Genomic DNA, 21,409 nt, shown 5'->3' with positions numbered 1-21,409 from the left:
AACCCGGTATGACCACGTCCGAACACAACAGGGAACTCGTCCGGAGCCTCTACGAACAGTTCTTCGTCCACCGCGACCTCGACGCCGTCGCCGCCCTCATCCACGAGCGGTTCGTGCAGCACAGCCCCGACGCGCCGTCGGGCCGCGACGCCTACGTCGCCCACCTGCGCGAGGCGGCCTTCGCCGGCGGCAGCTCCGACGTCAAGCGCATCATCGCCGACGGCGACCTGGTCGCGATCCACCACCACATGCGGCTGCGCGACGACGACGGCCCCGGCCTCGCCGTCGTCGACCTGTGGCGGATCGAGGACGGGCGGTTGATCGAACATTGGGACGTGGAACAACCCGTACCGGCGACGGCCCGGGTTCCCAACGGAATGTTCTGACCGCAGGCACAGGCGGCGCGGCCGGCCGCCCTCGCGGCCGGCCACCGCGGCCACTTCACCACATCTGTACAAAGGAGACCGTCAGCGTGACGATGGGCCTTGAAGTCACACGAACCTCCAACGACCGGGTCTTCGAGCTTCTCGATGCCCTGGCGTCGCTCGGCCCCGGGCCGCACCGGCTGCGTGACGTGGCCGCCCAGGCCCGGCTGGGGCCGTCGACCGCCCATCGCATCCTCGCGGCGGCGATCCGCGCCGGGACCGTGACGAAGGCACAGCGCGGCAGGTACTCCCTGATCCGACGCGACCAGGGCGCCGCCGCCCAGGAGCCGACCGTACCGGTGAGCCTGCCCCTCGCGCTCTCCCGCCGGATCCGGCTCGGCCTGGCCGCGCTGCAGGAGAGCACCGGGCAGCCGGTCCTGCTCTACGTTCCCCTGATCCTCGACCCGCCGATGCGGTACTGCCTGGCGTACTTCGCCCCGGAGCACGACGAACTGCTCAGCGACGCCGAACGGCTGCTCGCCACCGACATGGTGTTCTGCGCCCCGCTCACCGTCGACGCGCCGGGCCGGCTGATCCTGGCCCACATGGCCGGGCCGACCCGCCCCGGCGGGCGCGCCAGGGGCGGCACCGGCCACACCTACGGCCCGTCGCCCGTCGCCGGATGGCACACCCTCGCCGTGCCGTTACGCCGCTACGGCCAGATCGCCGGAGCCATCTGCGTCACCGCCCGGGCCGGATGGCTCGACCAGCACCGCGACCAGACCCTCGACCGGCTGCTGCGGCTGACCGTCGAACTCGGTGACGAGTCACCGGCCGACGGCACCGCGGCCCGACCAGTCCCCGAACGGAGATGAGCCATGCCAACCACCCCCGCCGTCGTACTCGGCGCCGGGATCGCCGGCCTGCTCGCCGCCGCCGTACTCGCCCGGCACCCGCAGGTCGGTGAGGTCACCGTCGTGGAACGGGACCGGCTCGAACCCGGACCGCAGCCCCGGCGCGGCCTGCCGCAGGGCCAGCACGCCCACGTCCTGATGTCGAGCGGCGCCCGGATCATCGAGTCGCTCCTGCCCGGCACCACCGACCGGTGGCTCGCCGCGGGCGCGCACCGCATCGGGCTGCCCGACGGCTACGTCATGCTGCTGCCCGCCGGCTGGCTGCCCCGCTGGAGCAGCGACCACTTCGTGATCAGCTGCAGTCGCGGGCTGCTGGACTGGGTCGTCCGCCAGGAGGTGCTCGCCCTGCCCGGGGTACGCCTGCTCGACCGTACCGAGGCGACCGGACTGCGCGGCGGCCGTGGCCGGGTCACCGGCGTACGCGTCGAGGACCTCGACCACGGCACCGGGCGGACGCTGGAAGCCGGGTTCGTCGTCGACGCGACCGGGCGCGGCTCCCGCGCCCCGCACTGGCTGCGGTCGCTCGGCGCGCCCCCGGTCGCCGAGGACGTCGTCGACTCCGGGCTGCGGTACGCCACCCGGGTCTTCCGGGCGCCGGCCGGCGCGGCGCACCGGTTCCCGATCGTGAACGTCCAGGCCGACCCGGGGCAGGACCGGCCCGGTCAGACCGCCGCGCTGATGCCGGTCGAGGACGGCCGGTGGCTGGTCACCCTCTCCGGCACCCGCGGCGGCCGGCCCTCGGCCGACGAGCGGGAGTTCGTCGGGTTCGCCCGGGGCATGCGGCACCCGGTCGTCGCCGACCTCATCGCCGACGCCGACCCCCTCGGGCCGGTGACGGTCAGCAACAGCACCGCCAACCGCCGCCGCCGCTTCGAACGGCTGCCGGTCTGGCCGGACGGGTTCGTGGTGCTCGGCGACGCCGTCGCCAGCTACAACCCGGTGTACGGCCACGGCATGTCGGTCGCCGCGCACGGCGCCGCGGCCCTCGGCACGGCCCTGGACGGGCACGGGTTGCGGTCGGGGTTGGCGCGTACGGTGCAACGTCGCATCGCGGCCACCGCGGCGGCCGCGTGGGACCACGCCACCGGGACCGACGTCCGGTTTCCGGGCGCGCGGGGACGTCCACCGGGCCGGGCCGAACGGGCGCTGTGGCGCTACCAGAGCCGGTTGATGCGCACCGCCCTGGACCGGCCGGAGGTGGCCCGCCAACTCGTCGACGTGCTCACCCTCTCGGCACCGGCGAACCGGCTCGTGCGGCCGGGAATCGCGCTGGCGACCCTGCTCGGGCCACGACGGCCGGCGCCGGACGGGCCGACGTTCACCGCGGCCGAGCGGGCGATGTTGTCGGAGACCTGACGGTCCGCGAAGGGTGCCGCCGGCCGTCCGGCCCGGGACGGTCGGCGGCACCGGGCGGTGGTCGGCGGGACCGGCACACCCCGACAGAAGATTGATTGATGTAACGCTATCTATGTATTCTCTCGGGATTCAACGTCGTAAACCCGTACGACGTCCGGTTTCGGGAGGATAAGTGCCCCCCACAAGGTCCTGGCGCCCACGCCTGCTCGCCCTCACCGCCGCCTCCGCCACCGTCCTGGCCACCGTCGTGGCCGTACCGGCGCCCGCCCAGGCCGCGGCCGGCGCGGCGTACCGCGCCGCCGCGGTTCCGATCACCGCGCCCGCCGTCGACCGCAACACGACCCTGATCCCCGGCTCCTACCTGGTGACGTTCCGCGACGGCGCCGACCCGTCCGTCGCCCTGCGTGCCCTGCGGGCCAACGCCAGCGTCGACTTCGGCAAGGGGCTCAACGGCTTCGCCGCCAACCTCAGCTCCGCCCAGGTCAAGGAGCTGTCGCACAGCGCCGACGTCGTCAGCATCGAGCAGAACGCCTGGCACGAGAACGTGCTCGACGCCACCCAGGCCAACCCGCCGTCGTGGGGCATCGACCGCATCGACCAGACGAACCTCCCGCTGTCGGCCAGCTACACCTACAACGCGACCGGCGCCGGCGTGCACGCGTACATCATCGACTCCGGCGTCGACCCGGCCCACCCCAACTTCGGCGGCCGGGCCTCGTTCGACTTCAACTCCGTCGACACCAACAACACCGACTGCAACAACCACGGCACCCACGTGGCCGGCACCATCGGCGCCACCTCCTACGGCGTGGCGAAGTCCGTCCGGCTGCACGGCGTGAAGTGGCTGAACTGCGCCGGCGGCGGCAGCACCGCCGGCGCCGTCGCCGCGGTCAACTGGGTCACCAACAACCACATCAAGCCGGCCGTGGCCAACACCTCGTGGAACATGACCTACAGCGCCACCCTGGCCACCGCGCTGACCAGCATGATGAACGCCGGCGTCTTCCTGGCGACCTCGGCCGGCAACACCGGCGGCAACTCCTGCGACCGGCTGCCGCGCAACCTCACCGCCTCGCTCGTCGTGGCGGCGAGCACGTCGACCGACGCCCGCGCCACCTACTCCTCCGTCGGCCCGTGCGTCGACATCTACGGACCGGGCTCGGCGATCGTCTCCACCCTTCCGGGCAACCGGACCGGCAGCATGAACGGCACCTCGATGGCGACGCCGCACGCGGCCGGCATCGCGGTGCTCTACAAGGCGACGTACGGCGACGCGAGCCAGGCCACCGTGCACGCCTGGATCGTCAACAACGCCACCACCGGGGTGGTGACCGGCAGCCTGTCGGGCACCCCGAACCGCCTGCTCAACAAGCGGTCGCTGTAGAACCGCCGCCGGGGTCGGGTACGCCGTGCCCGACCCCGGCGAAGCGCCGGCGACGACGAGATCCGTGGCCCGGCGGCGACGTGGTGCCATCCCGGGATCGGCCCGACGAATCCGAGAACGACTCGCGAATCGGCGCGGTCGACATTGGCCGTTGACGGTCATGATCATCCCTTGTTAGATGATCCCCAACATCCTGGATGCCTGGTCAGGCGGGCACCGACCGCTTCTGGCCGCCCGGCCGATGGTGCCGTTACCACCGGCATTCCACCGGCCCGGCGGCCGCGACAGACCTCAGAAGGGAACGTCACTGTGTTCAATTCCCGCCGTCGCCTCCTACTCGTGGCCCCACTGGTGCTCGCCACCGCGCTCGTACCGAGCGTCGCCAACGCCGAGGGACCGTTCGTCCCGCCGAACCAGAACACCGTCAACCGGGCGTCGATGCTCAGCGCCGCCGAGGTCGAGAGCACCCTGCACTCGCTGGCCGCCCGGAGCAAGGGTGCGCTGCGGGTGGAGGAGATCGGCCGCAGCGGCCAGGGCCGGCCGCTCCAGGTCGCGTACATCGGCACCGGGGAGACCCGGATCTGGATCCAGGGCCGGATCCACGGCAACGAGCCGTACGGCGCGGAAGCCTCCCTGGACTTCCTGAAGACCCTGGTGTCCGGCGGCAACCACGCCCGTGAGGTGCTCGAGAAGATCACCTTCGCCGTCATCCCGCTCTACAACCCGGACGGCTACGAGGCGTTCCAGCGGCAGGAGCAGGTGCACCGCGTCGACCTCAACCGCGACTGGGGCGTCGACCGGCGCATCTTCGACCAGATCAACGCGGTCCGGGCGTCGCTCGGTCAGCCGCCGCTGTCGGAGAACACCTACAACAACTACACGCGGCACCGCGCCGTCGAGTCCCAGGCGTTCTGGTACGCGTGGGCCGACTTCCTGCCGCACTACATGGTCGACCTGCACCACCAGGGCACCTACTACGTCGACGACACCGACGAGATGACCACCTTCTCGGTCGGCATCTCGCTCGACCCCGGCATGCTCGAACCGGCCCAGTGGGACGCCGTCCGCCGGATGGGCGTCGTGGCCGCCGACGCCGCCGGCAAGAGCGGTGTCGTCAACGTGACCAGGTACCCGTACATCAACATCCCGGAGGGCGTCACCTCGGCGTCGATGCTCAACGGCCCCGGCCCGCGCGGCGAGTACGCCAACTGGCGGACCAGCGCGATGTTCTTCGAGTCGCGGGGCGGGATCGGCCACAAGAGCAGCGGATACATCGTCAAGCAGAACGTCAACGGACTGTGGGCGATCACCGACGCGATCGCGGACGGCTCGCTGGCCTCGGTGGACGCCGACCGCTGGAGCCAGATCCCGCCGCGTGGTGCCACGATCCAGACCTGCGACAAGTTCCCGCAGCAGTGTGAGTACTGATCCACTCGTCGCATGACCCGGCCGGGACCACCGGCGGCACCCACCAAGCGCTCAGGTGGTGTGCCGGCGGTGGTCCCGGCCCCTTTTCGGAGGTGGCGCGGTAACGCCCGGCGAGCCCGGGCACGGGACCACGACATCGACTGCTCCTGACCCGCTGTACGACCGTTCCCCACCTCGATTTCACCTGATGGCCGCCCGGGGCTCCTAACCTCCGCCCTGGGCCGGCCACAGGGCACCTCCCACGACATCGCCGGCCCGGTTCGACATCGCATGCCCGCCTTCCGAACTGATTGCAGGCCCAAATGTCTTCCGTACCCGACGTCAGCGTGGTCATCCCGACCCGGGGCCGGCCGGATCTGGTGACCCGCGCCGTCCGTGGCGCCCTTGCCCAGACGCTCGAGAACATCGAGGTCATCGTCGTCGTCGACGGCCCCGACGAGGCGACCCGCACGATGCTCGCCACGATCGGCGACGCCCGGCTCCAGGTGGTCGAGCTGCCCGAATCGGGCGGCGCCCCGAACGCCCGGAACGTGGGCGTACGGATGGCCCGCGCCCCGTGGACGGCCATGCTCGACGACGATGACGAATGGCTCACGCACAAGCTCGCCGCACAGGTCGACGTCGCCGGGCGGGCGCGCGTTCCGCTGCCGATCGTCGCGAGCCGGCTGGTGAACCGCACACCACGCGGCGAGTTCGTCATACCGCGCCGGCTGCCGGCCGCCGACGAGCCGCTGAGCGAATACCTGACCGTGCGGCGCGGCCTGTTCCACGGCGACGGCTTCATCCAGACCTCCACGATCATGGCGCCGACCGAACTGCTGCGCCGGGTGCCGTTCGACCCCTCGGTGCCGCGAATGCAGGAACTCGACTGGACGCTGCGGGCGCTCGCCCACGACGATGTCGACCTCGTGTTCGCCGACGAGCCGCTGGTCATCTGGCACCAGGACGAGGACCGGCCGCGGATCAGCCTGAGTTCACCGTGGAACGCGCAACTGGAGTGGCTCCGGCGCAGCCGGCCGCTGCTCACGCCCCGGGCGTACGCGGCCGTCACGATGAGCGTCGTCAGTTCGATGGCGGCGCACACCCGCAGCCCGCGGGTGTTCCGTACGCTGCTGCGGGAGGCCCGTCGGCACGGCCGCCCCGGGCCGCTCGACTACGTGACGTTCCTCCAGGTCTGGCTGATCCCGCCGCAGCTGCGCCGCAGCGTCCGGGATCTGGTCCTCAAGCGCCGCGGCCAGCCGGCCACCGCCGGGCCGCGGGTGGCCGACGGCGCCGGCGTCTCCGCGAGCTAGCCCGTTCAGGAACCGCCGGGACGTTGGCGGGTCGCCCGGACGGGGTTGCGCAGCACGGTCTTCAACCGCCGGCCCGCCAGCCACGCGACCACCACGGTCGCCTTCGCCAACGACCGGACGCCCTCCACCTCGACGGTCGACGGCACGAGGGCGGCCGGCCGCCTGCCGGTGGATGCCACGGCCGCGCCGGAGGCGAGATCCGAGGGCGCGAGGCCGGCCAGGTCGGTGACACCGACCGCTTCGGCGGTGACGTCCCGGGAGCCGTACACCGAGTCGACCGCGTCGGGCAGCGACTCGCCGTCGGACCGTACCCACCGCGCCCGGCCGAGCGCGGCGGTCCGCCACAGCAGGACGGACATCCCGTCGCCCCGCGGTGGGTCGACCCGGACCAGGCCGACCTGGTGGCGGTCGGCGAGGTCGATCAGGCGGCGGAGGGCGTCCGGCGCCAGGCCGTACGTGGCCGGCAGGTCGAGCAGGTACGGCGCCGGAAACGCCGACGCGGGCCGCTCGGTGACCAGCCGTACCCGGGGTTCGCCGTGGTAGGTGGCGGCGATCAGCCGCAGGTCGAGCAACGGGTCGGCCAGTACCCGTACCCGGGAGTCGTCGAGCCGGTCCCACGGGCCCACCAGGTTGACCCGGACGTCGTGGTCCACGCCGCGCAGGACGGAGTCGACGGCCGCCCGCACCACCTCCAGCGGCTCGTCCGCCACCGTCAGCACGACCTCGACCAACGGCACCGACCAGGTCGGCCCGCCGACCTTGCGCCAGCTGCGGGGAAACGGGATGCGGTCGGCGAAGAACGGGCGGTTGTAGCGGGCGACCTGCTCCCGGGCCTTCATGACGTGGGTCCGCCCGAGGTGCCAGCTGCGGGCTCCCGGCTCCGGTACGAACACCGCGCCGGCCTGCGCCAGCCGGTAGCCGAGTTCGGTGTCCTCGCCCAGGCGCAGCTGTGGGTCGAGGCCGCCGGCGGCGTCGTACAACTCGCGGCGCAGGGCGGCGGTGGCGCCGACATGGATCTTGAACGCGTGGTGGTCGGCGGTCCGGAGCTGGTCCGTCTGCGCGATGTAGCGCTCCACGTAGACGTGCGGCTCCCCGGCGCTGCCGCCGAACAGATCCCCGAGGGCTCCCCGGGCCGCCGCCTCGTCGACCGTCTGCGGGGACGGCCACGGGCCGTGTACGTCCGGGTCGACGAACCGCTTGTAGCCCAGCGTCACCGCGTAGGGCAGCACATGCTGCCACCGGGCCTGCGCCGCGACATGCTCCGGATAGACGACCATGTCCGCGTCCAGCCAGTGGAGGATCTGGCCGGAACTGTGCTCCGCCCCCACCCGCAGCGCGTTCGCCCGCCCCCAGCCGGGTCCGGCGTCCGCCGCCCGGACGAGCACCGTCCGCTCCGGCCGGATCGCGGGCAGGGTCAACGGCGGCTCGGACCCGTCGTCCACGACCACGACCTCGAGCAGGTCGGCGGGGTAGGTCTGCCGACTCAGCGACGCCAGTGTCAGGTCGAGCGTCGACTGGCACTGGAAGGCGGGAATGACCACACTCACGGACAGCTCCGGCCGCCACCGGTCCAGCTCGGGCGGCGCCACCGACGACCAGTCGTTGCGCGGGACACGGGGAACAGCGGTCACTGGACAGTTCCTGAGTTCACGGTCAACCAACCCGACGCCGACGGAGAGCGGGCCGGACCCGCCGTGGGACCCCGGTCAGGCCCGCCCAGGACGGCGGAACGCTAGCGCCCGCACATGTACGGAACGTGAACCTGGTGGAGATGCGTACGAACACCGGGCGTCAGCCGAGGCGGCCGGGCCCCGGGTACCGTCACCGGATGCCCGAGCTGATCCTGCCGACCGTCCGTCTGCACGCCGCCTTCCTGGAGTGCCGCGACGACTGGGGTCCGGGCCTACACGAGGACGGCTTCGGTCTGGGCGCCGACGACGACGTGGACTCCCCCGACGGCTTCGCCGCCTGGGTGCACAAGCGGGTCCGGCTGACCCATCCGGCCGGGGAGCCCTGCCCGGACGGGCCGCACGGCTCACCCCGCTGGATCGTCGAGAACGGCCGGGTGCTCGGCGGAATCGCCCTGCGGCACAGGTACGACGACGACCTCGGCCACCTCGGCTACGGCGTACGCCCGTCCGCCCGCCGCCGCGGCCTGGCGGGCTGGGCGCTGGGCGAGATGCTCGGCGAGGCCCGCGCCGTCCTGGGCCCGGACCGCGTCCTCGTCGTCTGTGCCGGGGACAACGTCGCCTCGGCCCGCACGATCGAACGCAACGGCGGCGTACTCGACGGCATCCGCGACACCGCACTCGGCCCGGTCAGGCGCTACTGGATCCCCCTGGGCCGCTGATCTCGACCCGGCCGGGACCGGGGCCGTCAGGATTCGAGTGTGTGCCCTGTCGTCGCGTCGACGTGGGCCGGAATCCGCTCGTGGCGGTCACCGACGGACGACGTTCCGGTGGGCTCGAACAGGAGGATCGCGGTGCGGGTCGGAGCGTACGGCTTGTGTTCCGTGCCCTTCGGGACGGTGAAGACCGCGCCCCGCGGGAGCCGGACGGTGCGCTCCCCCGCCGGCTCGCGCAGCGAGATGTGCAGTTCCCCGTCGAGTACCAGGAAGAACTCGTCGGTGTCGTCGTGGACGTGCCAGACGTGCTCGCCCTCGACCTGGGCGACGCGTACGTCGTAGTCGTTGACCCGGGTGACGATCCGGGGACTCCACAGGGCGTCGAAGGAGGCCAGGGCCTGGCGCAGGGCGATGGGTTCGTTGCTCATGAGGGGATCCTCGCCGGTCGGACGCGGCCGACGTGAGTGCTAGGAATTGCAGATGCCGCAAGATTCCTCGCATGCAGTTTCCACGGCGGGTCCGCACCGGGTCGTCGTGATCGTCGACGAGAACTCGAACCCGTTCGAACTCGGCTGCGCGACCGAGGTCTTCGGCCTGCGTCGACCCGAGATCGGCCGCGACCTGTACGACTTCCGCCTCTGCTCACCCGAGCCGGGCATCCTGATGCGGGACGGCTTCTTCACCCTCACCGGAGTCGCCGGTCTGGAAGCGGTCGACTCGGCCGACACCCTGATCGTCCCCAACCGGCCCGACGTCGACGTCCCCCGCCGCCCGGCCGTACTGGACGCCGTACGGCGGGCCCACGCCCGCGGCGCGCGACTGGTCGGCTTCTGCAGCGGCGCCTTCACCCTCGCCGAGGCAGGCATCCTGGACGGCCGCCGCGCCACCGCACACTGGCAGTGGGCGGACACGTTCCGGGCCCGCTTCCCCGCCGTACGGCTCGAGGAGGACGTGTTGTTCGTCGACGACGGTGAACTCCTCACCTCGGCCGGCAGCGCCGCCGCACTCGACCTCGGGCTGCACATCGTCCGCCGGGACCACGGCGCGGAGATCGCCAACACCGTCAGCCGACGACTGGTCTTCGCGGCGCACCGCGACGGCGGCCAACGGCAGTTCATCAGACGCCCCATGCCCGACATCCCCGACGAGTCCCTCGCACCCGTCCTGGCCTGGGCACAGGAGAGCCTGGACGCGCCGCTGACGGTGTCCGACCTCGCGGCACACGCCCGGGTCAGCCCGGCGACGCTGCACCGCCGATTCCGGGCCCAACTGGGTACGACCCCGCTGGCGTGGCTCACCCGCGAACGCCTCGCCCTGGCAACCCGGCTGATCGAGCGGGGTGAGTCACGCTTCGAGCTGGTCGCCCGGCGCAGCGGCCTGGGCACCGCCGCCAACCTGCGCGCCCTGATGCGCCGCGAGACGGGCCTCGCCCCGTCGGCGTACCGTCGCCGGTTCGGGCCGGGGGCGGGCTAGCGACCCCGGCCGGCCCGGAGTCGGAGCGCAGGCGGCACCCGACGTCCGGCCGCCGTTACCGACCCGGGCATCAACCAACCGGTTGACGGCGGCATCCATCGGGGTCGCCGCCGGCCGGGGCCGCGCGGTCGATTCGGCGGCCCGTGCCGGACGGCAGGCTTCGGTCATGGCAATCATCGAGGTGGACAACCTCGTCAAACGCTACGGCGACCACACCGCGGTGAACGGGGTCGGCTTCGCCGTCGAGCAGGGCGAGATATTCGGCATCCTCGGTCCGAACGGGGCCGGCAAGACCACCACCGTGGAGTGCGTCGAGGGGCTGCGCACCCCGGACGGCGGGAGCATCCGGGTCTGCGGCATCGACCCGCGCCGGGACACCGGCGAGCTGCGCCAGCTGCTCGGCGCGCAACTTCAGGCCAGCGAGCTGCCCGACAAGCTCAGGGTCGGCGAGGCGATGGAGCTGTACAGCTCCTTCTACCGCGCCCCCGCCGACTGGCGGGAGCTGATCGACACCCTGCGCCTCACCGACAAGCTGGGCACCCAGTTCCGCCGGCTGTCCGGCGGGCAGAAGCAACGGCTGTCGATCGCGCTCGCGCTGGTCGGCAACCCGCGGGTGGCGGTGCTCGACGAACTCACCACCGGTCTCGACCCGCAGGCCCGCCGCGACACGTGGGACCTCATCGAGGGCGTCCGCGACCGGGGCGTCACGATTCTGCTGGTCACGCACTTCATGGAGGAGGCGGAGCGGCTCTGCGACCGGCTCGCCGTGATCGACTCCGGCCGGCTCGTCGCGCTCGACACCCCGGCCGGGCTGGTCGCCAGGGTCGACGACCGGCAACGGATCCGCTTCCGGCCCTCGGCGCCGCTGGACCACGCCCTGCTGACCGGATTACCCGAGGTCACGTCCGTCGAGCGGGCCGGCGGCCAGCTTGTGGTGACCGGCACCGGCAACCTGCTGCTCGCCGTCACCACCGTCCTCGCCCGCCACCAAGTCGTCGCCGCCGACCTGCGGGTCGAGCAGACCTCGCTGGACGACGCGTTCGTCGCGCTCACCGGCCGCCCCGTCGACAACTGAGGAGATGTCGTGTCCGCCCTGTTCCGACTCACCGTCACCGAGACCAGGCTGTTCTTCCGCGAGCCGATGAGCGTGGGCTTCGCGCTCGCGTTCCCCCCGGTCCTGCTCGTCATCTTCGGCGCGATCCCGTCGTTCCGGGAACCCGCCGCCGACCTCGGCGGTCTGCGGATCATCGACCTGTACGCGCCGATCGTCGTCGCGATGGGCATCACGATGTTCGCCATGACCGGCCTGCCGCAGCAGTTCGCCACCTATCGCGAGAAGGGCGTCCTGCGGCGGATGCGGACCACCCCGGTCAAGCCGACGGTGATGCTCGGCGCCCAACTGTTGATGTGCACGGTCATGTCGGTGGTCACGATGCTGGTCGTGCTGGCCGTCGGCCGGTTGGCGTTCGACGTGCGCCTGCCGCGTGGACTTCCCGCCTACCTGGTGGCCTTCCTGCTGAGCGCGCTGGCGATGTTCATGATCGGGCTGCTGGTGGCCTCGCTGGCGCCGTCCGGCAAGAGCGCCGGCGCGGCCGGCACGGTGCTGCTCTTCCCGATCATGTTCTTCGCCGGCCTGTGGCTGCCCCGCGAGGCGATGAACGACGTCCTGCGGACGATCAGCGACTTCACTCCCCTGGGAGCCGGCGTGCAATCATTGCAGGACGCCACGGCCGGTCACTGGCCGTCGCTGCTGCACATGGCGGTCATGCTGGGGTGGATAGTCGTGGCCGGCGGGCTGGCCGCGCGGTACTTCCGCTGGGAGTAGGTCGTGGGCATCGAGGCCGAGCTGCGTGAGGAGTTCGACCGGTGGGAGCGCCGGGAGTTCGCCTTCATCAAGGCCCTGCCGTACGCCCTGCTCTCGGTCAGCACCCTCGTCACGCTTCTGCAACCGTTCTGGGACGAGCCGGTGCACCTGCCCACCGTGCTCGGGCTGGCAGCCGTGACCGCGATCTGGCTGGCCTGGTTCCAGACGCACCGGCACTGGCACGAGACCGGGCCGGTGATGGGCCTGTACTACGTGGGGCTGATCGTGCTGGGCGCGGGCCTCGTGGCGCTCGCGCCCTGGTTCGGCATCTTCACCTTCATCGGCTACGTCCACGCGTTCGTTCTTCTCGAGCGCCCCTGGCGCTACGTCGGCGTCGCCGCCACGGCGGCGATCCAGGCCGTGTCGTACATGGGCGGCGTGGCCGACATCAGGACCGGCGGGGGCTGGTGGGAGTGGTCGGCCCTCGCCCTGATCACCATGGTGCTGGCCGGGGCGTTCTTCTACTTCGCGGAGATGGACCACCAGCGCAACGACCGGCAGAAGCGGGCACTCGCCGAGTTGCACGAGGCCAACCTCAAGCTGGAGGCGGCGCTGGAGGAGAACGCCGGCCTGCACGCCCAGTTGCTGGTCCAGGCGCGCGAGGCCGGGGTGCTGGACGAGCGGCAGCGGATGGCCCGGGAGATCCACGACACCCTGGCCCAGGGCCTGGCCGGCATCCTCACCCAGTTGCAGGCGGCCGAGCAGACGCCGGACGAGCCCTCCACGGTCCGCCGGCACGTGACGAACGCGATCGACCTGGCCCGGGAGAGCCTCACCGAGGCCCGCCGGACGGTCCACGCGGTGGGGCCGGCGATGCTCGCCGAGGCCCGGCTCCCGGACGCGATCAACGACGTCACCAGGCGCTGGTCGGAGGTGAACCACATCGACGCGGTGCTGACCACCACCGGCGACCCCCGGCCGATGCACGCCGACGTGGAGGTGACGCTGCTGCGGGCGGCACAGGAGGCGCTCGCCAACGTGGCCAAGCACGCCAAGGCCAGCCGCGTCGGCCTGACCCTGTCCTATATGGAGGATCTGGTGACCCTGGACGTACGCGACGACGGGGTGGGTTTCGAGCCCAACGCCAAGCGGGCCAACGGTTCCGCGAACGGGGGGTTCGGGCTCGCCGGGATGCGGCAGCGGGTGCAGCGCCTCGCCGGCCGGTTGGACATCGAGTCCGAACCGGGTGGCGGCACGGCGATCTCGGCGACCGTGCCGGCCATCCCGGCGGGAGCCCGGTTGTGATCTCGCTGCTGATCGTCGACGACCATCCGGTGGTACGGGACGGGTTGCGCAGCATGTTCAGCGCCGACCCGCGCTTCGAGGTGCTCGGCGAGGCCGGTGACGGCGCGGAGGCGATCACCGCCGGGGAGAGCCTGCGACCCGACGTGATCCTGATGGATCTGCGGATGCCGGGGACCGACGGGGTCACCGCCATCCGGGAACTGACGAAACGCGGTGTGCCGGCGCGGGTGCTGGTGCTCACCACGTACGACACCGACAGCGACGTCCTGCCGGCCATCCAGGCGGGCGCCACCGGCTACCTGCTGAAGGACGCGCCGAGGGAGGAACTGTTCCGCGCGGTGGAGGCCGCGGCGCGGGGCAAGGCGGTGCTCTCCCCCGCCGTCGCGACCCGGCTCATGGGCCAGATCCGCCAGCCCGCTTCCGAGCCGCTGTCCCAGCGTGAGCTGGAGGTCCTGGAGCTGATCGCCCGGGGGTCGACGAACCGCGAGGCGGCGCGGCAGCTGTTCATCAGCGAGGCGACGGTCAAGACGCACCTGCTGCACGTGTACGCGAAGCTCGGCGTCAACGACCGGGCGGCGGCCGTGGCAACGGCGTTCTCCCGCGGCTACCTCACCCCAGGCAGCTGAGAGGTGGTGGGCCGGACGGGCTCCCGGCCCGTCCGGCCCACCGCGCTCACTTGGTCAGGCGGGCGGCCTCCCGGTCGCGCCAGGCCGCCGCGAACCCCGTCCGGCCGCCGGTCTTCAGCAGTGACCCCTCGTAGATCCGGGCGCCGACGAACAGCATCGCCACCGCGGTCGCCGCGAGGATCACCAGCGACAGGATCGGCTCCCAGCCGGCCGCGTCGCCGCTGAACAGCCGTACCGGCATCGCGGTCGGCGACGACACCGGCAGGTACGACAGCAGGGTCATGACCGTCGGGTTGTCCTGCAGGAAGATGACGGCGAAGAACGGCAGCATCACGACCATCTGCATCGGCGTCGACGCGGCGCCGATGTCCTCCTGCCGGCTCACCAGGGCGCCGACGGCGGCCCACAGCGCGGCCAGCATCACGAACCCGACCACGAAGAACGGCAGGAACCAGCCGATCGCCGGGCCGAGCAGCGAGAGCAGTTCGCCCGGTGCGCCGGCTATCGACGCCCCGACGTAGGCGACGGCGGCGATCAGCGCGATCTGCCCGAAGGCCAGGACCGCCCCACCGATCACCTTGCCGGCCAGCAGCGCCCGGATCGGCACCGTCGCCACCAGGATCTCCACGACCCGGGTCTGCTTCTCCTCGGTGACGCTCTGCGCGATCTGCAACCCGAACGTCAGGGACGTCATGAAGAAGACGAACGCGAACGCGTACGGGACGAGGAACGCGAGCGTCGGATCGACCGCGTCCGGGTCGAGCAGTTCGACGGCCGGGCGGGCGCTGAGGGCGTTGACCACGTCCGACGGTGCGTCGTCCATCGCCAGTACGCGCGGACCGGTGACCACCGCCGCGTCGACGTCGCCGGCACGGACCAGCCGTTCGGCCTCCGCGTCATCGCCGACCGTGCGGACCTCGAGCCCGGCGTCGGCCAGTGCCGTTGCCGCGGGGCCCTGGACCACGGCCACCGAGGACGGGCCGCCGCCGAAGATGTTCGGCAGTACCGTGGCGGCGGCCACGATCACCAGGAAGATGATCGTGCTCCAGATGAACGTCTTGTCCCGCAGCTTGACCCGGATCTCGCGGGCCGCGACGATGCGGGCGGCGTCGAAGGTGGTCATCGGACGACCTCCCGGAAGATTTCGGCCAGGGACGGGGTGACGGGGCGGAACACGCGTACCGGCCCGCGGTCGAGCGCGGAGCGCAGCACCGACTGGTCGTCGGTGCCGGCGGCCAGGTCGAAGACGGCGTGCGCGCCGTCGAGATCGACCAGGGTCACGCCGGGCTGGTCGCGCAGCCACCCGGCGTCGCCGTCGACGCGGATCTCGTAGCGCGGCAGGGCGTGGGCCCGGCGCAACTGCTCCCGGCTGCCGGCGGCCCGGATCGCGCCCTCACCGATGATGACCAGGTCGTCGCAGAGGCGCTCGACGACCTCCAACTGGTGGCTGGAGAACAGCACGCCGACGCCGCGCGCGGTGTACTCGCGCAACACCGTCAGCACGGTGTCGACGGCGAGCGGGTCGAGGCCGGAGAACGGCTCGTCCAGCACCAGCAGGTCCGGTTCGTGGACGAGTGCGGCGGCGATCTGGGCCCGCTGCTGGTTGCCCAGTGACAGCTTCTCCAGCTTGTCGCCGGCCCGCTCGCTCAGCCCGAGGCGGTCGAGCAGGGCGTCGACGTTGCGGGTGGCGGCGTCCGCGCCGAGGCCGTGCAGCCGGCCGAGGTAGATCAACTGTTCGCTGACGGACATCTTCGGGTAGAGCCCGCGCTCCTCCGGCATGTAGCCGAAGCGACGCCGGTCGTCGCGGGTCAGCGGGGCACCGCCCCAGGTCACCGTGCCCGAGTCGGCCGCGAGAGCGCCCATGATGATGCGCATCGTGGTCGTCTTGCCCGCGCCGTTGGCGCCCACGAATCCGGTCAGGCGGCCCGGCGTCACGTCGAAGGTGACGTCCCTGAGCACGCTGCGATCCCCGAAGGCGCGGTGTACCGCCTTCAGTTGCAGGAGCGAAGTCATGCATCGACCGTAGGCGCGGCGGATGCCGATGACCTCCGTCCCACGATCGATCGTCAGGGTCCGTCGCGCGACGGATGCCGCCCACCGGGGGTGACGACGCCGTGCTCGTACGCGTACACGACCGCGTGCGTCCGGTTCCGCAGTCCCAGCTTGGTCAGCACGTGGCTGACGTGGGTCTTCACCGTCGCCTCGCCGAGAAAGAGGGTGGCCGCGATGTCGGCGTTGGTCGCGCCGCCGGCCAGCAGCACCAGCACCTCGTGCTCGCGCGGGGTCAGCTCGGACAGCCGGGCGCCGTCGGTGCGGCCACTCTCCGCCATTCCGTCCGGCCCGGTGAAGCGGGCGATGACCCGGCGGGTGATCTCGGGCGCGAGCAGGGCGTCGCCGCGGGCCACCACCCGCACCGCGTGGATCAGCGCCTCCGGCGTGCCGTTCTTCAGCAGGAAGCCACTGGCGCCGGCCTGCAGGGCGGCGAACAGGTAGTCGTCGCGGTCGAAGGTGGTAAGGACCAGCACGGCGGGTCCGGCGTCGGCCGCTACTATCCGCCGGGTCGCCTCCAGCCCGTCGACACCGGGCATCTCGATGTCCATCAGCACCACGTCGGGCCGTTCCCGGTCGGCCAGGTCGACCGCCTGCCGCCCGTCGGACGCCTCACCGACCACCTCGATGTCGTCCTCCGTCTCGAGGATGACCCGGAACCCGGTCCGTACGAGGTGGTGGTCGTCGGCGAGCAGTACCCGGATCGTGTTCACGCCGTCACCCGTACCAGCGGGAAGCGGGCCCGGACCCGGAAACCTCCGGTGGGCCGCGCGTCGGTCGTCAGCGTGCCGTCGTGGGCGGTCACCCGCTCGCGCATGCCGATGAGACCGAGCCCGACGCCGGCGGGTCGGGGCGCGCCGCGCCCGTCGTCGGCCACGTCGATCTCCAGTTCGGCGGCGTGGTACCGGATGCGTACGTCCAGCTTCGTCGCGCCGGCGTGCTTCAGCGTGTTGGTGATCGCCTCCTGGATGATCCGGTACGCCGCCTGCGACAGCGACTCCGGTAGCGGCACCGGCTCGCCGTACACGCCGAAGGAGGCGTCGAGACCGGCGTCCCGGGCGTTGGCGACCAGGTCGGCGACCCGGTCGACGCCGGCGCCGCCCGGCCGCTCGTCCACCCCCGGGCCGCCCACGCGCAACAGGTTGAGCATCCGGCGCAGTTCGTCGACGGCGGTGCGGGCACTCTGCTCGACCGCCGCCAGCATGGTGCGTGCCTTGCCCGGATCCCTGTCCAGCACCCGCCGGGTCGCCGCGGCCTGTACACCCATCACCGACACATGATGGGCCACGACGTCGTGCAGTTCGCGGGCGATACGTACCCGCTCGCCCATGACGGCGGCCTGCGCGGCCTCGGCCTGCGACCGGCGCAGTTCCTCGGCCTGCACCTCCAGCTGGTGCTGCCGGCGGGCGGACGTCCACGCCGTGTCGCCGAAGAGGTACGCGAAACCGAAGAACAGCACGTTGAGGAGCACCGTACTGACAATGCCGGCGAGCAGCGGCTCCAGCGGACCGCTCGCGTTGGGAAACACGTCCGGCGGAAGGTTGGTCGTCGACACCACCGAGGAAATCGCGAGCCAGCCGAACATCGCGGCGATGATGCCGATCCGTACCCGGCGGGCCAGGACGCGGTCGGCGCTCCAGGCACCGACGGCGTACACGGCCGCGTAGAGCGCCGCGCTGGTGACCATCTGCTCCGGCGAGTGCCGCTGCTGGGCCGCGACGAAGGCCACGGAGATCACGATCGCGACGGTGGCCGGGAAGCGCCGGCGCAGGGCCAGCGGCAGCGTGCAGGCCACGGTCCAGAACACCTGCTCGGGCCAGCCGGGCGGTGGGCCGAGGGCGAACAGCCCGGTGCTGTTGACCAGCGTGAGGTTGAGCAGCGCCCCCGCCGTCACCGCCACGCCCACCAGGACGTCGGTGCGCCGCTGCTCGGGCGACGGCCCGGGTCGCCGCCACGGCGTCAGCTCCACGGTCATGCGGCGACGATGGCACATCGGCCCGGCCGACGACGACCCGCCCCGCGGGCGCCGTCCCACTCGACGGGACGGGCTACGTTGTCGCTGGTGATGGCTGCTTTCCCCCGTGATAGAAACGCGCCGTGACGGCCCTGCGTTTCCTGTTGCTCGGCCCACTCGACGTCCAGGTCGACGGCCGCCCGGTTCCGCTGGGGTCGGTCAAGCAGCGACTGCTGTGCGCGTCGCTCCTGCTGAGCCCGAACGAGAGGGTGCCCGTCGGGCAACTCATCGACCTGCTCTGGGACGACCCGCCGACGTCGGCGACGGCGAACCTGCGGACGTACGCCCACGGCCTGCGTCGGATCCTGCGCGACGGGTCGGACACCGACTGCCGGCTGCACACCCGCACCGGCGGCTACCTGCTGGACGTACGCCCCGGCGAACGGGACGTCGACGAATTCCACGACGCGGCGCGGCGGGGGCGGGACGCCCTCGACGCCGGTGACCTGGCCGCCGCCGAGACCGGTCTGGCCCACGCACTGGCGGTGTGGCGCGGTTCGCCGCTGGTCGGACTGCCCCTCCCGCCGCCGCTGGCCGGCCGCGTGGCCAGCCTCGAAGAGCACCGACTGACCGTCGAGGAAGACCACATCCAGGTGAAACTCGAACTCGGTGGCGCCGCGGAGCTGATCGGACGTCTGCGCAGGCACGTCGAGGAACATCCGCTGCGCCAGCGGGGCTGGGGACAGCTCATGACGGCGTTGTACCGCACCGGCGACGTCGCCGGTGCCGTCGACGCGTACCTGCGGGCGCGCCGGACCCTGACCGACCAGACCGGGCTCGATCCAAGCCCCTGGCTGGACCGCCTCTACCGGGACATCCTCCACCACGAGCCGGGCCTGCTCGCCGAACGGCCGGAGCCGACCGCCGTGCCGGTGCCGGCCGTACGCCGCCCGGCCGTACGGCAGCTCCCGTCGGGCATCGACGACCTCGTCGGACGCCGGGCCGAGATCGGTTCCGCCCTCGACCGGCTCGACGGATCCGCCGCCAGCCCGGTCGTGGCGCTGCACGGACCGGCCGGGGTCGGCAAGTCGGCGCTGGCCATCCACCTCGCCGCCCAGGTCCAGTCGCGTTACCCCGACGGCACCCTGTACGTCGACCTCCAGGGCTCCGACGCCAACCTGCCACCGCTGACCCCGGTCGACGTCCTGGGTCGTTTCCTGCGGGCCCTCGGCGTGGCCGACAACACGGCACAGTCCTCGCTCGGCGAGGCGACAGCCGCGTACCGCACCGCGCTGGCCGGGCGGGCCGTACTCGTCGTGCTCGACAACGCCCGCGACGCGGCCCAGGTCAAGGCGCTCCTGCCGGCCGACCGGTCGTGCGCGACGCTGATAACCAGCAGACGGATGCTCGCCACGCTGCCCAACAGCCGCCATGTCGCCGTCGACGTGCTGCCCGCTGCCGAGGCCTTGGCCCTGCTCGCCACGGACTGCGGCACCGACCGGGTCAGCGCACAGCCGGCGGCCGCCCGGCGCCTCGTCGACCTGTGCGGACGCCTGCCGCTGGCGATCCGCATCGTGGGTGCCCGGCTGGCGAGCCGACCCGGGTGGCCGCTGGACCGGCTGGTGGAGCGGCTCGACGACCCGCGGATCCGCCTCGACGAACTGGAGTTCGACGATCTCGGCGTACGCCCGTCGATCCGGGTCACCTACGAGGCGCTGGAGGCCGGGACGGTACGCGACCGGCGGGCGGCCGCCGCGTTCCGCCTCCTGGGCACCGTCACCCTGCCGGCGGTGACCGGGCGGGCGGCCGCGGCGCTGCTGGACGAGCCGCCCGCGGCCGCCGAACACGTACTCGACCACCTGGCCGACCACCGGCTGATCGAGCCGCGCCGGCCGGGCACCTACGTCGTACACGACCTGGTGCGCCTGTTCGCGGTGGAGCAGGCCAAGGCCGAGCCGCACGGCGAACGGTCGACGGCGTTGCGCCGGCTGCTCGACATGTACCTGCACGGGGCACGCGACATCGAACGGCTCGCCAACGCCGGCTGGTCGCCGGCGGGAGCCCGGCAGCCGGGCACCGCCGGGCGGCACGAACCGCCGACCACCGCCGCCGAGGCCACCACCTGGCTGGCCGACGAGCACGCGAACATCGTGGCCTCCTTCACGCTCGGGGCCGCGGCCGACCGCGACACGGCCGCGGTCGCCGCGTCACTCGCCTGGGCCAGCGTCGCCGCACTGCGCCGGCACGGTTACTGGCACGAGGCGTACGAGATCATCGACGGCGCCGTGGCGATGACCGCGCGGCTCGGACTGACCCTGGAGCGCTCCGCGGCGCTGTTCTACCGCGCCAGCCTCCGCAAGGGTGCCGGTGATCCCCGGCAGGCCGAGACGGACCTGCTGGAGTGTCTCGATCTCATCCGTTCCATCGGGGATCCCGACCGGACCTCCGCCTGCCTGGAGGCGTTGGGCAACCTGCACTACCGGATGGGGCGGGTGGCGAGCGCCCTCGCCCATCACGACGAGGCGCTGGCCGTACGACGGGCGCTGGGCAAGCCGTTGCTGATCGGCGCGAGCCTGAGCAACGCCGCCCAGGTACGGCTGTCCGCCGGCGCGGCGGAACAGGCGTTCGCCGACGTCGACGAGGCGCTGCGGATCGCCGCGGAGATCGACGCGGCCGGCCTGGAAGGTGCCGCGCTCAGCATGCGGGGGCAGCTGCTGTGCCGGTCGGGTCGATGGTCGCAGGCACTGTCCTGCCTCGATTCGGCCGTGGCCGCCACGGAACGGTCGGGTGACCTGCCGTCACGCTGCGAGGCGTACCTGTGCGCGGCGGCCGCACGCCTTCGGCTCGACGAGCCGAAGGCGGCCCGTCGTGCCGCGGACCGGGCCGCCGAACTCGCCCACCGGACCGGCGACCGCTACATGCTGGCGGTCGCCCGGCAGGCGGCGGGCCGGGCCGAGGCCGCGGCGGGGGACGCGGCGGCCGCGTCCCGGCTCGCCGAGGCGGCCCGGGCACTGGCCCGTTCGACGCCCGGCTGCCGGGAGCCGCAGTACGAGGAGTTCTTCGGGCACCTGTGATCCCGTCCGGCGGGCCGGGCGCGGCCGTCGCCAGGGTCGAA

19 protein-coding genes are annotated in these 21,409 nt (G+C 72.5%); 13 read left to right on the top strand and 6 right to left on the bottom strand.

Going from position 1 to position 21,409, the window contains the following annotated elements:
* The first annotated feature begins 8 nt into the window (after positions 1–8).
* The 6 genes from Prubr_RS21445 (at position 9) to Prubr_RS21420 (ending at position 6,739) form a co-directional block, all read left to right on the top strand.
* The gene (locus Prubr_RS21445; protein WP_212816698.1) at positions 9–386 is read left to right on the top strand and encodes a nuclear transport factor 2 family protein; all 378 of its coding nucleotides are present in this window, start codon (positions 9–11) and stop codon (positions 384–386) included.
* Between the two features lie 92 nt (positions 387–478).
* Positions 479–1,240 (top strand): helix-turn-helix domain-containing protein, encoded by a 762-nt coding sequence (locus tag Prubr_RS21440; RefSeq protein ID WP_246569006.1) that lies wholly within the window; start codon positions 479–481, stop codon positions 1,238–1,240.
* A gap of 3 nt (positions 1,241–1,243) precedes the next feature.
* Positions 1,244–2,635 (top strand): NAD(P)/FAD-dependent oxidoreductase, encoded by a 1,392-nt coding sequence (locus tag Prubr_RS21435; protein WP_212816696.1) that lies wholly within the window; start codon positions 1,244–1,246, stop codon positions 2,633–2,635.
* 172 nt (positions 2,636–2,807) lie between these two features.
* Positions 2,808–4,019 carry a S8 family peptidase gene (locus Prubr_RS21430; RefSeq protein ID WP_212816695.1) on the top strand — a complete coding sequence of 404 codons (1,212 nt, stop codon included), beginning with the start codon at positions 2,808–2,810 and terminating at the stop codon, positions 4,017–4,019.
* 339 nt (positions 4,020–4,358) lie between these two features.
* Positions 4,359–5,447 (top strand): M14 family zinc carboxypeptidase, encoded by a 1,089-nt coding sequence (locus tag Prubr_RS21425; protein WP_212816694.1) that lies wholly within the window; start codon positions 4,359–4,361, stop codon positions 5,445–5,447.
* 302 nt (positions 5,448–5,749) lie between these two features.
* A complete protein-coding gene (locus Prubr_RS21420) occupies positions 5,750–6,739 on the top strand; it encodes a glycosyltransferase family 2 protein (RefSeq protein ID WP_212816693.1) in 990 nt (329 codons plus the stop codon).
* 5 nt (positions 6,740–6,744) lie between these two features.
* Here the strand turns inward: Prubr_RS21420 and Prubr_RS21415 are convergent, their stop codons facing one another.
* The gene (locus Prubr_RS21415) at positions 6,745–8,370 is read right to left on the bottom strand and encodes a glycosyltransferase (RefSeq protein ID WP_212816692.1); all 1,626 of its coding nucleotides are present in this window, start codon (positions 8,368–8,370) and stop codon (positions 6,745–6,747) included.
* A 197-nt stretch (positions 8,371–8,567) separates the two neighbouring features.
* Here Prubr_RS21415 and Prubr_RS21410 point away from each other — a divergent pair, with 197 nt between their 5' ends.
* Entirely contained in the window at positions 8,568–9,089 is a 522-nt protein-coding gene (locus Prubr_RS21410) for a GNAT family N-acetyltransferase (protein ID WP_212816691.1), read from the top strand.
* A gap of 26 nt (positions 9,090–9,115) precedes the next feature.
* On the opposite strand, the gene Prubr_RS21405 is transcribed toward Prubr_RS21410, so the two are convergent.
* Positions 9,116–9,511 carry a cupin domain-containing protein gene (locus Prubr_RS21405; protein ID WP_212816690.1) on the bottom strand — a complete coding sequence of 132 codons (396 nt, stop codon included), beginning with the start codon at positions 9,509–9,511 and terminating at the stop codon, positions 9,116–9,118.
* A 52-nt stretch (positions 9,512–9,563) separates the two neighbouring features.
* Here Prubr_RS21405 and Prubr_RS21400 point away from each other — a divergent pair, with 52 nt between their 5' ends.
* The 5 genes from Prubr_RS21400 (at position 9,564) to Prubr_RS21380 (ending at position 14,291) form a co-directional block, all read left to right on the top strand.
* A complete protein-coding gene (locus Prubr_RS21400) occupies positions 9,564–10,556 on the top strand; it encodes a helix-turn-helix domain-containing protein (protein ID WP_212816689.1) in 993 nt (330 codons plus the stop codon).
* A gap of 166 nt (positions 10,557–10,722) precedes the next feature.
* Positions 10,723–11,631, top strand: coding sequence for an ABC transporter ATP-binding protein (locus Prubr_RS21395; RefSeq protein ID WP_212816688.1), 909 nt, complete (start codon positions 10,723–10,725; stop codon positions 11,629–11,631).
* A 9-nt stretch (positions 11,632–11,640) separates the two neighbouring features.
* Positions 11,641–12,381 (top strand): ABC transporter permease, encoded by a 741-nt coding sequence (locus Prubr_RS21390; protein WP_246567445.1) that lies wholly within the window; start codon positions 11,641–11,643, stop codon positions 12,379–12,381.
* A gap of 3 nt (positions 12,382–12,384) precedes the next feature.
* On the top strand, positions 12,385–13,665 hold the full coding sequence (locus Prubr_RS21385) for a sensor histidine kinase (RefSeq protein WP_246567442.1): 1,281 nt from the start codon (positions 12,385–12,387) through the stop codon (positions 13,663–13,665).
* A complete protein-coding gene (locus Prubr_RS21380; RefSeq protein WP_212816687.1) occupies positions 13,662–14,291 on the top strand; it encodes a response regulator in 630 nt (209 codons plus the stop codon). Before Prubr_RS21385 ends, Prubr_RS21380 begins: the two co-directional genes overlap by 4 nt.
* Before the next feature lie 46 nt (positions 14,292–14,337).
* Here the strand turns inward: Prubr_RS21380 and Prubr_RS21375 are convergent, their stop codons facing one another.
* The 4 genes from Prubr_RS21375 to Prubr_RS21360 are packed head-to-tail and all read right to left on the bottom strand — an operon-like array spanning position 14,338 to position 18,315.
* The gene (locus tag Prubr_RS21375; protein WP_212816686.1) at positions 14,338–15,414 is read right to left on the bottom strand and encodes an ABC transporter permease; all 1,077 of its coding nucleotides are present in this window, start codon (positions 15,412–15,414) and stop codon (positions 14,338–14,340) included.
* Positions 15,411–16,304 (bottom strand): ABC transporter ATP-binding protein, encoded by an 894-nt coding sequence (locus Prubr_RS21370; protein WP_212816685.1) that lies wholly within the window; start codon positions 16,302–16,304, stop codon positions 15,411–15,413. The genes Prubr_RS21375 and Prubr_RS21370 overlap by 4 nt, the downstream gene beginning before the upstream one ends.
* Positions 16,305–16,357: 53 nt before the next feature.
* A complete protein-coding gene (locus tag Prubr_RS21365; RefSeq protein ID WP_212816684.1) occupies positions 16,358–17,053 on the bottom strand; it encodes a response regulator in 696 nt (231 codons plus the stop codon).
* Positions 17,050–18,315, bottom strand: a complete 1,266-nt coding sequence (locus Prubr_RS21360; protein WP_212816683.1) for a sensor histidine kinase — start codon at positions 18,313–18,315, stop codon at positions 17,050–17,052. The genes Prubr_RS21365 and Prubr_RS21360 overlap by 4 nt, the downstream gene beginning before the upstream one ends.
* Positions 18,316–18,437: 122 nt before the next feature.
* Between Prubr_RS21360 and Prubr_RS21355 the strand changes: the two genes are divergently transcribed.
* On the top strand, positions 18,438–21,368 hold the full coding sequence (locus Prubr_RS21355) for an AfsR/SARP family transcriptional regulator (protein ID WP_212816682.1): 2,931 nt from the start codon (positions 18,438–18,440) through the stop codon (positions 21,366–21,368).
* The last annotated feature ends 41 nt before the right edge of the window (positions 21,369–21,409 follow it).

It is taken from the genome of Polymorphospora rubra (assembly GCF_018324255.1).
Classification (GTDB): domain Bacteria; phylum Actinomycetota; class Actinomycetes; order Mycobacteriales; family Micromonosporaceae; genus Polymorphospora; species Polymorphospora rubra.
The sequence above is the reverse complement of the archived record's forward strand: the minus strand, read 5'-3'. Positions and strand labels throughout refer to the sequence as shown.

Coding starts and splice junctions, on each gene's coding strand:
- Prubr_RS21435 (WP_212816696.1), top strand. CDS start 1,244: ATGCCAACCACCCCCGCCGTCGTACTCGGCGCCGGGATCGCCGGCCTG.
- Prubr_RS21400 (WP_212816689.1), top strand. CDS start 9,564: ATGCCGCAAGATTCCTCGCATGCAGTTTCCACGGCGGGTCCGCACCGG.
- Prubr_RS21360 (WP_212816683.1), bottom strand. CDS start 18,315: ATGACCGTGGAGCTGACGCCGTGGCGGCGACCCGGGCCGTCGCCCGAG.
- Prubr_RS21445 (WP_212816698.1), top strand. CDS start 9: ATGACCACGTCCGAACACAACAGGGAACTCGTCCGGAGCCTCTACGAA.
- Prubr_RS21370 (WP_212816685.1), bottom strand. CDS start 16,304: ATGACTTCGCTCCTGCAACTGAAGGCGGTACACCGCGCCTTCGGGGAT.
- Prubr_RS21420 (WP_212816693.1), top strand. CDS start 5,750: ATGTCTTCCGTACCCGACGTCAGCGTGGTCATCCCGACCCGGGGCCGG.
- Prubr_RS21405 (WP_212816690.1), bottom strand. CDS start 9,511: ATGAGCAACGAACCCATCGCCCTGCGCCAGGCCCTGGCCTCCTTCGAC.
- Prubr_RS21395 (WP_212816688.1), top strand. CDS start 10,723: ATGGCAATCATCGAGGTGGACAACCTCGTCAAACGCTACGGCGACCAC.
- Prubr_RS21440 (WP_246569006.1), top strand. CDS start 479: ATGGGCCTTGAAGTCACACGAACCTCCAACGACCGGGTCTTCGAGCTT.
- Prubr_RS21410 (WP_212816691.1), top strand. CDS start 8,568: ATGCCCGAGCTGATCCTGCCGACCGTCCGTCTGCACGCCGCCTTCCTG.
- Prubr_RS21375 (WP_212816686.1), bottom strand. CDS start 15,414: ATGACCACCTTCGACGCCGCCCGCATCGTCGCGGCCCGCGAGATCCGG.